Source organism: Microbacterium sp. LjRoot45 (assembly GCF_964253325.1).
Classification (GTDB): Bacteria; Actinomycetota; Actinomycetes; order Actinomycetales; family Microbacteriaceae; genus Microbacterium.
The window spans coordinates 488,191-500,635 of sequence record NZ_CAXUQM020000001.1 but is presented as its reverse complement, the minus strand read 5'-3'; the positions used below and the strand labels follow the sequence as shown (position 1 = coordinate 500,635).

Genomic DNA, 12,445 nt, shown 5'->3' with positions numbered 1-12,445 from the left:
GAGCAAACCCTGTCGTCCTCACCCAATCTTGAGCCGATCTTGAGGATTAGTCGCGTAATAGATGAGTCACGACGCAACGACGAAAGGGCCGGATCCTTTCGGATCCGACCCTCTCGATGCAGTCTGGAAAGACTTACTTCACGATCTTCGTGACCGTGCCGGCGCCGACGGTGCGGCCACCCTCACGGATCGCGAAGCCGAGGCCCTCTTCCATGGCGATCGGCTGGATCAGCTCGACCGTCATGTCGGTGGTGTCACCGGGCATGACCATCTCGGTGCCCTCGGGCAGCGAGATGACGCCGGTGACGTCGGTGGTGCGGAAGTAGAACTGCGGGCGGTAGTTCGTGTAGAAGGGGTTGTGACGGCCACCCTCCTCCTTGGACAGGATGTACGCCGTGCCCTCGAAGTTGGTGTGCGGCGTGACCGAACCCGGCTTCACGATGACCTGGCCGCGCTCGACGTCGTCACGCTTGGTGCCGCGAAGGAGCAGACCACAGTTCTCGCCGGCCCAGGCCTCGTCGAGCTGCTTGTGGAACATCTCGATACCGGTGACGATCGTCTTCTGCGTCGGGCGCAGACCCACGATCTCGATCTCGGAGTTGATCGCCAGGGTGCCACGCTCGGCGCGACCCGTGACGACCGTGCCACGGCCGGTGATGGTGAAGACGTCCTCGACGGGCATGAGGAACGGCTTGTCCTTGTCACGCACCGGGTCGGGGATGGACTCGTCGACGGCCTCCATGAGGTCGAGGATCGCCTGCGTCCACTTCTCGTCGCCCTCGAGAGCCTTGAGGCCCGAGACGCGGACGACGGGAGCGTTGTCGCCGTCGAAGTCCTGCGACGAGAGCAGCTCGCGAACCTCGAGCTCGACGAGCTCCAGGATCTCCTCGTCGTCGACCATGTCCGACTTGTTCAGCGCGACGAGCAGGTAGGGCACGCCGACCTGCTTGGCGAGCAGCACGTGCTCGCGCGTCTGCGCCATCGGGCCGTCGGTGGCGGCGACCACGAGGATCGCGCCGTCCATCTGAGCGGCACCGGTGATCATGTTCTTGATGTAGTCGGCGTGACCCGGGGCGTCGACGTGAGCGTAGTGACGCTTCGGGGTCTCGTACTCGACGTGCGAGATGTTGATCGTGATGCCGCGCTGACGTTCCTCGGGAGCCGAGTCGATCGACGCGAAGTCGCGCTGGACGTTGGTCGCGGACGGGAACTTGTCAGCGAGCACCTTCGAGATCGCCGCGGTGAGCGTCGTCTTGCCGTGGTCGACGTGACCGATCGTTCCGATGTTCACGTGCGGCTTGGTCCGCTCGAACTTGGCCTTAGCCACTGGGTCCTCCTCAGGACGGTCGTTGTAGAGCTCCGGGCGCTGGATTGCGACCGGCGTTCTACGGGGATGTTGTCAGTGTAGTTGACGGTTCTGTATTCAGTTTGGGTGGATGCCGGGAGCGCAGGCCCCCGGCATCCGAGCAGGGAAAGGGTTACTCGCCCTTGGTCTTCTGGACGATCTCGTCGGCGACGGCCTTGGGGACCTCGGCGTACGAGTCGAACTCCATCGAGTAGACCGCGCGGCCCGAGGTCTTCGAGCGCAGGTCGCCGATGTAGCCGAACATCTCGGACAGCGGGACGAGCGCACGGACGACCTTCACGCCGGCGGCGTCTTCCATGGACTGGATCTGGCCACGGCGGCTGTTGAGGTCGCCGATGACGTCACCCATGTACTCCTCGGGAGTACGGACCTCGACGCTCATGAGCGGCTCGAGGATGGCGGGGTTCGCCTTGCGGACGGCCTCCTTGAAGCCCATCGAGCCGGCGATCTTGAACGCCATCTCGGACGAGTCGACATCGTGCGAGGCACCGTCGAGCAGGATCGCCTTCACGCCCACCATGGGGTAGCCGGCGAGCACGCCGACGTTCATGGCGTCCTGGAAGCCCTGGTTGGTCGGCTCGATGTACTCGCGCGGGATGCGGCCACCGGTGACCTTGTTCTCGAACTCGTACGTCTTGTCGGCCGTGACCTCGAGGGGCTCGAGCGCGAACTGGATCTTCGCGAACTGACCCGAACCACCGGTCTGCTTCTTGTGCGTGTAGTCGTGACGCTCGACCGTCTTGCGGATGGTCTCGCGGTACGCCACCTGCGGCTTGCCGACGTTCGCCTCGACGCGGAACTCGCGCTTCATGCGGTCGACGAGGATGTCGAGGTGCAGCTCGCCCATGCCCTTGATGACGGTCTGACCCGTCTCGGGGTTGAGCTCGGTGCGGAACGTCGGGTCTTCCTCGGCGAGCTTCTGGATGGCGACACCCAGCTTCTCCTGGTCGGCCTTCGTCTTGGGCTCGATCGCGACCTCGATGACGGGCTCGGGGAACGTCATCGACTCGAGGACGACCGGCTCGTTCGGGTCGGCCAGGGTGTCACCGGTGGTGGTGTCCTTCAGGCCGATGACGGCGTAGATGTTGCCCGCGGTGACCGAGTCGACCGGGTTCTCCTTGTTGGCGTGCATCTGGAAGATCTTCCCGATGCGCTCCTTCTTGCCCTTGGTCGAGTTGATGACCTGCGCGCCGGAGTCGAGGTGACCCGAGTAGACGCGGATGTAGGTGAGGCGACCGAAGAAGGGGTGCACCGCGACCTTGAAGGCCAGCGCGGCGAACGGGTCGTTGGCGTCGGGGTGACGCTCGATGACCTTCTCCTCGTCCTTCGGGTCGTGCGCCTCGATGGCGGGCACGTCGAGGGGCGACGGGAGGAAGTCGACGACCGCGTCGAGCATGGGCTGCACGCCGCGGTTCTTGAACGCGGAGCCGCACAGGACGGGGTAGAGCTCACCGGAGACGGTCATCTTGCGGATGGCGCCCTTGATCTCGGCGATCGAGAGCTCCTCACCACCGAAGTACTTCTCCAGCAGGGTCTCGTCGCTCTCGGCGACCGTCTCGAGCAGCTTCTCGCGGTACTCGGCGGCACGGTCGGCGAGGTCGGCCGGGATCTCCTGGATCTCGTACTTCGCGCCCATGGTCACGTCACCCTTGGCATCGCCGGGCCACACCAGGGCGCGCATCTCGACGAGGTCGATGACGCCGATGAAGTCGTTCTCAGCGCCGATCGGCAGCTGGAGGACGAGCGGCTTGGCGCCGAGACGGTTGATGATCGTGTCGACCGTGAAGTAGAAGTCGGCACCGAGCTTGTCCATCTTGTTGACGAAGCAGATGCGCGGGACGTCGTACTTGTCGGCCTGGCGCCAGACGGTCTCGGACTGGGGCTCGACGCCCTCCTTGCCGTCGAAGACGGCGACCGCGCCGTCGAGCACGCGGAGCGAGCGCTCGACCTCGACCGTGAAGTCGACGTGGCCGGGGGTGTCGATGATGTTGATCTGGTTCTTGTTCCAGAAGCAGGTCACGGCGGCAGACGTGATCGTGATGCCGCGCTCCTTCTCCTGCTCCATCCAGTCGGTCGTCGAGGCACCGTCGTGCGTCTCGCCGAGCTTGTGGTTGACGCCCGTGTAGAACAGGATGCGCTCGGTCGTCGTCGTCTTGCCGGCATCGATGTGCGCCATGATGCCGATGTTGCGGACCTTGTTGAGGTCGGTGAGCACTTCTTGTGCCACGGGGATGTCCTTTATCTGGAGGTTCGGGTGGGGCGTTTCGACTCGCGGCTTCGCCGCTCGCTCAACGACCGGTTCTTCGGTCGTTGAGCGAGCGAAGCGAGTCGAAACGGATTACCAGCGGTAGTGCGCGAAGGCGCGGTTCGACTCGGCCATCTTGTGGGTGTCTTCGCGGCGCTTGACCGCGGCACCGAGGCCGTTCGAGGCGTCGAGGATCTCGTTCTGCAGACGCTCGGTCATCGTCTTCTCACGACGACCCTTCGCGTAGCTCACGAGCCAGCGCAGCGCGAGCGTGTTCGCGCGGTGCGGCTTGACCTCGACGGGCACCTGGTAGGTCGAACCGCCGACGCGGCGGCTCTTGACCTCGAGGGTGGGACGGACGTTGTCGAGCGCCTTCTTGAGCGTCGCGACGGCATCCTGGCCGTTCTTGGCCTCGACGCCCTTGAGGGCGTTGTAGACGATCGACTCGGCGAGCGACTTCTTGCCGTCGACGAGGATCTTGTTCACCAGCTGGGTGACGATCGGAGCACCGTAGACCGGGTCGTTGACGACGATGCGGCGGGGTGCGGGTCCCTTGCGAGGCATCTGACTCAGCCCTTCTTGGCGCCGTAGCGACTACGGGCCTGCTTGCGGTTCTTGACGGCCTGGGTGTCCAGGGCGCCGCGGACGATCTTGTAGCGCACACCGGGGAGGTCCTTCACACGACCGCCGCGGACGAGCACCAGCGAGTGCTCCTGCAGGTTGTGACCCTCGCCGGGGATGTACGCGGTGACCTCGGTGCCGTTGCGAAGCTTGACACGAGCGACCTTGCGCATCGCCGAGTTCGGCTTCTTGGGCGTGGTCGTGTACACGCGGGTGCAGACACCCGCCTGCTGCGGGTTCGCCTTCAGGGCGGGCGCCTTGGTCTTCGAGACCTTGGGCGAGCGACCCTTGCGAACCAACTGCTGAATGGTTGGCACGTTCTCTCCTTGTTGAGCTGCGCGGACCTTCGGTCCGCACAGGTGCTGCACGGTGACAGCGTTCGTGGTTTCACCACAGATCCACCGGCACGACGCGAGAGCGCCGAACGTGTGAGTGGTGGATATGCCGTGGGGGCGCCCTGTTCGCAGGACGATCCCTGATGTGTGACGCTCTCTGCCCTGTCCGCACCGTTGGCACGACGCAGGGCGCGCGAGAGCGCACACCCGGTCAATGATACGCCGTATTACAGACGGCGGCAAACGCGGATGCCACGCGGGATTCCGCAGAGGACGCCGTGGGCGTCGCCGCGGTCAGCCCTGGAGTTCCGCTCGCAACGAGGTCGCCGGCTCACCGGGTTCCGCAGCCCACGAGGCCGCCGAGACGATCGCGTCGAACAGCTCCACCATCACCGGCTCGAGGTCGACCAGCGCGGTCGTGAAACTCACGAGCACGGCATCGGGGCGGCCCGGCCGCGTGAGCCAGTAGTCCACCGTGGTCGCGCCGAGATCGTCGTCGTCCACGGGGGCGCGCCGGCGCGTCGTCCGGAGCACGAGACCGTCGCCGCGATCGAAGACGGCACCGCCGGCGGCGGCGAACACGTCCCAATGATCGCCCGCTGCTGCAGCCGAGGACGCACCGCCGACGAGCACGCGAACGAGCGCATCGGCGACGGCCGGCGGCTCGGTGGCGGTCCCGAGGGGAAGCGCCGGGTGATACTCCGCGACCGTGGCGGCGAGACCGACGCCGCCGGGCACCGTGAGCGACAGCTGGAACTGCGCGGCACCGGCATCCCGCGCCCGGCGCGCTGCGGCCCGCAGGCGCTCCCGCTGCTGGGCACGGAAGACAGCCTGGTCGTCGCGCCGACCGAAGTGCCCGCGTACGAACGAGGCGACGTCCTCGTCGATCGCGGCGTCCTCCCCCAGCGGCACCGGGTGCCAGTCACCGGGCAGGGTGAGCTCCAGTGCGGGACGACGGTTCATCCGGCGGCGACCTCCGCGAGCTCGGATGCCGTCAGCGACAGCGTCGAGCCGAGGTACGTGCCCTGGGAGAACGGGATGTCGTCGCGGTAGCGGGAGAGGGTCAGCACGATGAGGTCGGACGGCTCGCTCTCGTCGGGCGCCGTCACCTCGAACTCGTACGTCGCGTAGTCGCCAGGGTCGGCGGCGACCGCCCGCGCCGCTTCGTGAAGCACCTCGCCGAGGCGTGCGAGTCCGCCCTCGTCGAGGGTGAGGGCGATGCGCGCGGCGAACGATCCCGGCGTGCCCGTGTTGAAGGCGCCGACGTCAGCCGACGCAACGCCGGGGATCTGCTCGATCGCCGCGGTCACGGCTGCTTTGTCCATGTCCGGTTCTCCTCCGGGTGTCGTCGGGGTCGGTGACGCGGCGCACGCGACCAGGACGAGCGCGCACAGCGCCGCGACGAGCACCGCGGCCGCGCGGCGGATGTCTCGTAGGGGCATGGCGCCCTCCCGTCTCTCTCGTCCCATTCTGACGGCCCTTGCCTCAGTCGCCGCGCGTGTACGCGTAGTCGTGGGTTCCGATCCGGTTGCCGTCTTCGTCGCGCGTCGCCGGCGTGCCGAAGTAGTCCGAGATCTGCACGCCGTCCTGGGCGTTCGGGTCGTCCGCGAGGAAGTCGCGGCCCGCCTGGCTCCCGCCCTGCGTCACCTGCGCGTCGACGGTCGACTGGTACTGCTTCGCGTTGTGGCCCAGCCCCTCGCCCGGGTTCGGTGCCGGCACGTCGATCTTGTAGCGGTTGGGATCGTCCGAGTGGTCGGCGGCGTAGGGGTTCTCGGTGCGCGGCACGGGATCGGTCGAATGCGACACGTCGAGCACGCGTGTCGAGTGCGGGATGTCCAGGTCGTCCACCGACGAGCCGGCGACGGCGATGGCATCCACGCGGTACGTGCTGGAGAACTCGGGGTCGGCGGCGAGGTTGCCCGCGGTGATGCCGCCGAGGCTCCAGCCGGCGAGCATGACGTGGTCTCCGGGTTGGATGCCGGCACGCTTCATCGCGTCGATGACCATCTTCTCCAGCTGGGTCTGCTGAGCCTGGTTCATCTTGGCGACGACGTCGCTGGTTACGTCGTTCCCGCTGGTTCCCCCGGGCGTCCACTGCTGCGTCGAGGGGATGTGCACCCGATAGATGATCTGACCGTCGGGGCCGACGAACGGGATGATCCGCACGACCGACTCGTGGTTGACGGAATCGTCGTCGGGGTCGAGGTGCCCCGCTTCGTCGATCGCCATGAGGTCGTCGAACATCGTCGACAGCGACTCGTCCTGACGGCGCGGCTGTGCCTCGGCATCGACGAACTCCGGCGTGCCGGTCTCCTGCAGCGACGCGAGCGCGATGACGGCCCACAGCTCGGGGAACGCCGTGAGCAGCGCGGGGATCGCCGCCTGCACGAGCGCCTGCATCGGGTCCATGCCGCGCAGCAGATTGATCGCGAGGAGCCACGAGAACCCGACGACGAACACGAACAGGCCCACCAGCACCCGCGCGACCAGGATCACGAGCACCGCGAGGGCGACGAGCACGAGCCCCAGCACCAGCAGGGCGGCGACGACGAGGAGCACGAGGGCGGCGGCCACGACGAGTACGAGCACGGCGAGCGCGACGATCGCGAGCGCCAGCGCGAGGAGGATCACGAGGCCCAGGAGCAGCACCGCCGCGAGCACGGCGAGTACGGTCACGATGAGCGTGACGATCGCCTCCAGCACCGCGACGATCGCGTCGACGATCGCCTCCAGCGCATCCGCCAGGAAGTCGACGATGTCGTGGAACACGCCGGATACGTCGTCCCAGAAGGAGTCGTTGAGCGAACTGCCCTCGACGACGTCACGGATGCGGTCCATGGCGGCGCGAGCGGCGCGATCGCGATCGGCGACCGCATCGTCGTAGCGTCGCCGCGCGGCGGTGGCAGCGGCCTCGGCGGCATCGGATCCGGCACCGCGCAGCAGGCGGTCGAGTCCGGAGAGTTCGTCGGCGCCGTCGCCGCCGGACGCGGCGGTGGTCGAGGCGCGCAGCAGAGCGGAGCGCTCGGACCGCAGCGACCGGGAGCGTGTCTGGGCCGCCGCGAGATCGGTGGCCGCGGCATCGTGGTCGGCGATGGCGCGAGCAGCGCGCTCCTGCGCGTCGGCGAGCGCCGCCGCGTAGTCGAGGAGCGCATCACCCGTCTCGCCGTAGCGGCTCTCGGCCGCATCGATCTCACTCGCCAAGTGCTCCGCGTCGCCGCGCACGCGATCGATCGCGACGCTCACCATGGCGCCCGGTCGGGCGATCTCCTGCAGGGTGGAGACGGCGATGCGGATGGCGGCGGCCGTCTCGCGATAGCGCTGTCCGGTGCTGCGGAGGACGACCGGGTCGCCGTCGAGCTGCTCCATCAGCGCTCCCCTGCCGCCGTGCCGAGTTCCAGGTCGATCTGTGTGAACGCCGTGCGGATGTCCTCCAGCACGCCGCCCAGGGTGCCCAGCGCCTCGGCCATCCCCCGCCGCCGGTCGTCCCACGTCGACGCGAATCGCCGCACGGTGTCGGCCAGGTCGTCGTGCCCGCAGGCGTCCGCGGCTCGTCGGGCCGAATCGTCCGACGCGTCGAACGTGCGACGGATGCGCTCAGCGCGACTCGCGGTCGCGGCGATCTCGCCGAGGTCGAGTCGGACCATGTCAGCCATCGGATGCCTCGCGGTTCGGAACGGGAAGGGACGGGGATGCCGCGACCGGCGGCAGAAATGCGTCGGTCGCGGCGGCGGCACCCTCCAGGGGCGCCGCCCGCCGCGACCGGAGGACGTCAGTTGCCGGCGAGTGCCTGGTCGGTGTCCTTGATCGCCTGCTGCATCTTGCGCAGCGACTCACCCATGTCCGAGATACCCTCGATGGCCTTCTCCAGACCCGTCGTCAGCTCGTTGTACCCCTCACCGAACTTGCCCGACGCGTGCTGCGTCTTGAAGTCATCGCCCAGCAACCGGTCCACATCGCTCTTCAGACGACGAAGAATGTCACCGATCTCCTCACGACCCGAGTCGAGCTTCCCCGACATCGCTTCCATCTCGCCGTACGAAGCCTTGAAATCAGCCATCGATCCATCTCCCTTTCAGAATCACCGGACCTCCCGGCACACCCCCAGGCTACGAGACGCCCTCCGGGGAGCCAATGGGGAGAACTCCCCGATCCGTCGCCGGTCGGCGCGGGGACGCGTCGTCCGCCACCTCCTGCAACACCACGACCCGGGGCACAGCAGCGTGTATGGGGTCGCGGTAGTGACGGGCTCTCCCCAAGCTCTTCGCGCAGCGAGTTCACCGCCGACGCTCCTTCCACCCCGGCACCGCGGTCCGGCGAAGCGCGGCGCGCTCCTCCCGCTCCGTGATGTACGTCGTGGTGCGAAGCTTGGCGAGGACGGCCGCGCGGGCCTGCTCAAGCCCTTCCCGGTCGGCCGCGAGCGCCGCCGGCCGACCGCGGCCCACCACGCGTCGAGCGCGGCCAGCACTTCCCCGGCGTCCGCCTCGTCGATGAGATCTCGGGTGAGCCGGCCCATGCTCGACTGCGCGCCGCTGCGGTCGGTTCGCAGCCCTCGCCGCCAGAGAGTAAAGGCAGCGACGCCGGCTGCCGCGAACAGAAGAAGTCCGGCGACCACCGGCAGCGGCTCATCGGGCGGTTGCTTCGGCGGAAGCGATGGAGGCGAAGAGCGCATCCGTGTCGGCGAGGCAGGCCTCAAGCTGATTCACGTCGAACGAGGCCGTGAAGATAGCCATGCACCCATCTCCCTTTTCACACCGTGCGAAGCCGAATGCTGCGGAAGAGCCCTTCGATCTCGGGAGTGAGCAAGGCGATGGCATGGGGATCATCGTCGATGAGCTCGAGGAGCAGCACGGTGCCGTCCCGCGCGCCGATCACCCGTGTGACCGACGCGACGCCCTGCGGGAGTTCGATCAGAAGAGCCACCCGTAACGCGACCGAGAACGCGGTGTCCTCGAGCACGGCGACGCTCTGAACGAAGCCACCGACTCCTGTCCGCGCCAGCTCGACGAGTTCCTCGGCGGCGGTCTCGTGTGACGCAATCGCGTAGAGGTGCACGAGTCGGTCGGGTGCGCCCGAGTCGGGACGGCGCCAGAAGCGCTCGATCGCCTCGGGAAGGGGTGAGTCCATCACCGCTCGTTCGACCGCGGTCGCGGCGAACGCGCGCCGCACCTCTTCGGGGACGCGCCTCTCGGGCAGCAGGTCGGATGTCAGGTCGGCCGCCCATGCAAGCGCCGTGTCGTAGCCGTTCCAGGGGAACTCCAGCGGCACGGGAATCCAGACGGCGTAGTCGAGGTCGACGGTGTATTCGAGGGTCATCGCCAGCGGAAGGTCTCCATGATCGTGTCTGCGGTCTCGGTAAGCAGGTCGAGGTATGAGGAGTCGGCGTCGTCCACGTGCGCGATCGAAGCGAGGAAGACCATGCCCCGGTGTTCGTCCGCACCGGGAAGCGGGAATCCGTAGCCGATCTGGCGGGAGGCCACGCCGTCAAACTCGCCTGTTCCGTGCGCGTCCTTCACCCAGCGCAGAACGGTGCCTATCGAAGTGTCGAGAGTCTCGACCGACGCGCCCGAGGCGAGTGCGCGGAGCGAGTCGGCGAAGGGCCTACCCGGAGGTGCCACATGCTGCTTTACGGCGATCGACAGTGGTGCACCGCCACCCTCGGGGTCGCTCGGCAGGTAGACGGCGGAGATGCGGTTGGCTTTCAGCGTGCGCCAGTAGGACTCGATCATCGTGCGCGCCTGCGCGTCGAGATCGGGCCGCGACAGCTCCCGCATGCGCGCCGATGCCTGAGCGACACCGCACGCTTGCCCTCCGCGTCGATGAGATAGCGCACCCACCCGCGCGGCATCATGATGTGGAAGCCCCGGGGAGTCTCAGTCACCACGACGCTCCGCCCGAGAGGCGGATGCGCTCGTACTCCCGCCCCTTGACGGCCACGGCGATGATCAGGACTACGAGCGAGAAGACCGTCGGGACGAGGGCCACCCAGTGCCATCCGAGCGAGCCGTCGTCGGGGTCCGGCATCGGGAAAGGTCCGTCATCGGCCGGGAAGAGGAACATGAAGAGGACGGCCGAGCCGCCCGCGGCGAAGGTCGGTCCGACGGCCCCCAGCAGGATGTTGGCGCGCGCCGCGGGAGTGCGGATGCACATCGGCAGGACGACGAACGCGCCGACGATGGCCGGGACGATCAGGATCCACGCTGGCACGGGGAACACCGGCCAACGCCACACTTCGTCCCAGTTCGTATTCTGAGCCTCCCCCACGCGACCGCCGGTGAAGATCAGAGATCCGACGATGAACGCCAGGAGCACGACCGCGAGGAAGATCTGACACACCACATAGATTCGGTGAAGCACCCACCCTCTACCGAAGGGTCCGCCATCGCCCGGTCGTATCATCCGATCCTCACTTCGTTCGCACTGGGGATTTCGAACGCGAATCCGGTCACGGGCTTGAGGTTCTGCGTCAGATCGAATCCGAACGATACGCCCCAGACTCCGACGTTGATCCCCTGCTTCCACAGCGCGGGCATGGCCCCCTGCGTCGGTGCGATGAACCGCTGGACCGGCGCGGCACCACCCCAAGGAGACGCGCGCATTGTCCCGAGGAAGTTCTCGACCTGCACCAGTCTGGCGTCGCCGAGCGCCATCGTGCGAAACGGGTTCACGAACGGTCCCGGCACCGGCAATCCCGCGCGAGCTCGACCAGGCGCGCTGAGCCACCGGAACGGCGTGGACCAAGTGGTAGGGCGGAACAGACTCCATCGAGGAAGCCCACTGCGGATCACGCCTGTCACCACGCCGCGGCCGCTCTGGATCACCGCGGACAGCGCCGGGGCACCCTTCGAGAGCAGCCTTCCGATTCCGAAGGGAAGAAGTCCGACAGCCGACAGCATCAGATCGCTCAGCGTGCCATTCCCGGTGAAGAACTTGAGTGCGTTCAGGACGAAGACCAGGAGGGTGAGCCCGAGGATGATCGCGCCGAGCAGGCCGGCCAAGGGGGCGCCGATGATGAGCGCGATGACCGTGAGTGCCAGGATGACCCACCCGACCAGTTCGAGGAAGTTGTCGAGGGTCTCCCAGAATCCGTCGTTGTTGTTAGCGGAGTCCATCGCCCTCTGAACCCCGGTCACCGCATCCTCGTATGCCGTCTCCCACGTTTCGAAGGTGTGGTCGAACTGGCTCCACATCTCGTCGCGATGGGCCAGCGCGCCGCTCTCGGTAGTCGCGGCGTTCGACGCGGCCGCCTCGGCGGCGCTCAGCTCCGCTCGACTGGGCTCCGCTTCCCACACCAGGACCTTCTCGAGCGATGACAGGTCGCCGTCGGCTGATTCGCGGGCCTCGCGCGCCGACTGGTAGTCCCGCTCGGCCCGCTCGACGGCGGCGATGTTGTTGCCGATCCATGATTTCGCTGTTCCGAGAGCGTCTGCGTACGTCCTGAGCACGCGCCCGGTGTCCTCGTATCGGACCGCTGCCTGAGCGAGATCTGCGGCGGTCTCGCCCGCGATCTGAGCCAGCTTTTCGGTGCCCATGCTCTTGCAGACCTCCGAGTCAGCGATGTCGCGCAACGCGTTGGCCGTCCGGTCCATCGTCATGCCCAGCTTGACGAGCGCATCTCCTCGATTCCACACGTCGTCGGGATTGCCCTCCAGCTGACGCAGCTCATGGTTGCCAACGGGTGAGCGCATCAGAGAGCCACCTCCGCGCGAACCGTCCCGCTCGCCTCTGCGCCCTCGAGCGAGCTTGCAGTGTCGCGATCCCACTCGTCCCAGCCGTCGACGATCCCCGTGAGCCGCTCGAGGATGCTCTCAAGGTTCTCCCCCAGCCTGCCGCGCTTGTCGTTCCACGCGGACTCGAAGTCCGACGCCTTTCGCGCAGCTC

The 12,445-nt window shown here is 67.4% G+C and carries 14 protein-coding genes; all 14 read right to left on the bottom strand.

Annotated features, from left to right (window positions below; all coding sequences use genetic code 11):
- Positions 1–133: 133 nt before the first annotated feature.
- The 14 genes from tuf to ACSQ18_RS02100 all read right to left on the bottom strand — a co-directional run bounded on the left by tuf (position 134) and on the right by ACSQ18_RS02100 (position 12,252).
- Positions 134–1,327: an elongation factor Tu gene (tuf, locus tag ACSQ18_RS02165; RefSeq protein ID WP_144807099.1), complete on the bottom strand. Its 1,194-nt coding sequence runs from the start codon at positions 1,325–1,327 to the stop codon at positions 134–136.
- Between the two features lie 151 nt (positions 1,328–1,478).
- Entirely contained in the window at positions 1,479–3,593 is a 2,115-nt protein-coding gene (gene fusA / locus ACSQ18_RS02160; RefSeq protein WP_144807098.1) for an elongation factor G, read from the bottom strand.
- Between the two features lie 111 nt (positions 3,594–3,704).
- Positions 3,705–4,175: a 30S ribosomal protein S7 gene (gene rpsG / locus ACSQ18_RS02155; RefSeq protein ID WP_144807097.1), complete on the bottom strand. Its 471-nt coding sequence runs from the start codon at positions 4,173–4,175 to the stop codon at positions 3,705–3,707.
- A 5-nt stretch (positions 4,176–4,180) separates the two neighbouring features.
- A complete protein-coding gene (rpsL, locus tag ACSQ18_RS02150) occupies positions 4,181–4,549 on the bottom strand; it encodes a 30S ribosomal protein S12 (protein ID WP_018171438.1) in 369 nt (122 codons plus the stop codon).
- A 312-nt stretch (positions 4,550–4,861) separates the two neighbouring features.
- Positions 4,862–5,530, bottom strand: coding sequence for a hypothetical protein (locus ACSQ18_RS02145; RefSeq protein ID WP_436035406.1), 669 nt, complete (start codon positions 5,528–5,530; stop codon positions 4,862–4,864).
- Entirely contained in the window at positions 5,527–6,009 is a 483-nt protein-coding gene (locus ACSQ18_RS02140; protein ID WP_436035404.1) for a hypothetical protein, read from the bottom strand. The genes ACSQ18_RS02145 and ACSQ18_RS02140 overlap by 4 nt, the downstream gene beginning before the upstream one ends.
- Positions 6,010–6,052: 43 nt before the next feature.
- A complete protein-coding gene (locus tag ACSQ18_RS02135; protein ID WP_436035403.1) occupies positions 6,053–7,933 on the bottom strand; it encodes a hypothetical protein in 1,881 nt (626 codons plus the stop codon).
- The gene (locus tag ACSQ18_RS02130) at positions 7,933–8,220 is read right to left on the bottom strand and encodes a hypothetical protein (protein ID WP_144807093.1); all 288 of its coding nucleotides are present in this window, start codon (positions 8,218–8,220) and stop codon (positions 7,933–7,935) included. Before ACSQ18_RS02130 ends, ACSQ18_RS02135 begins: the two co-directional genes overlap by 1 nt.
- Before the next feature lie 116 nt (positions 8,221–8,336).
- The gene (locus ACSQ18_RS02125; protein ID WP_144807092.1) at positions 8,337–8,624 is read right to left on the bottom strand and encodes a WXG100 family type VII secretion target; all 288 of its coding nucleotides are present in this window, start codon (positions 8,622–8,624) and stop codon (positions 8,337–8,339) included.
- 217 nt (positions 8,625–8,841) lie between these two features.
- Positions 8,842–9,012 carry a hypothetical protein gene (locus tag ACSQ18_RS02120; protein WP_436035402.1) on the bottom strand — a complete coding sequence of 57 codons (171 nt, stop codon included), beginning with the start codon at positions 9,010–9,012 and terminating at the stop codon, positions 8,842–8,844.
- 301 nt (positions 9,013–9,313) lie between these two features.
- Entirely contained in the window at positions 9,314–9,880 is a 567-nt protein-coding gene (locus tag ACSQ18_RS02115) for a hypothetical protein (protein ID WP_436035401.1), read from the bottom strand.
- Positions 9,877–10,338: a hypothetical protein gene (locus ACSQ18_RS02110; protein ID WP_436035400.1), complete on the bottom strand. Its 462-nt coding sequence runs from the start codon at positions 10,336–10,338 to the stop codon at positions 9,877–9,879. Before ACSQ18_RS02110 ends, ACSQ18_RS02115 begins: the two co-directional genes overlap by 4 nt.
- A gap of 103 nt (positions 10,339–10,441) precedes the next feature.
- Positions 10,442–10,903 carry a hypothetical protein gene (locus ACSQ18_RS02105; protein WP_436035399.1) on the bottom strand — a complete coding sequence of 154 codons (462 nt, stop codon included), beginning with the start codon at positions 10,901–10,903 and terminating at the stop codon, positions 10,442–10,444.
- A gap of 56 nt (positions 10,904–10,959) precedes the next feature.
- On the bottom strand, positions 10,960–12,252 hold the full coding sequence (locus ACSQ18_RS02100) for a hypothetical protein (protein ID WP_436035397.1): 1,293 nt from the start codon (positions 12,250–12,252) through the stop codon (positions 10,960–10,962).
- Positions 12,253–12,445: the final 193 nt, after the last annotated feature.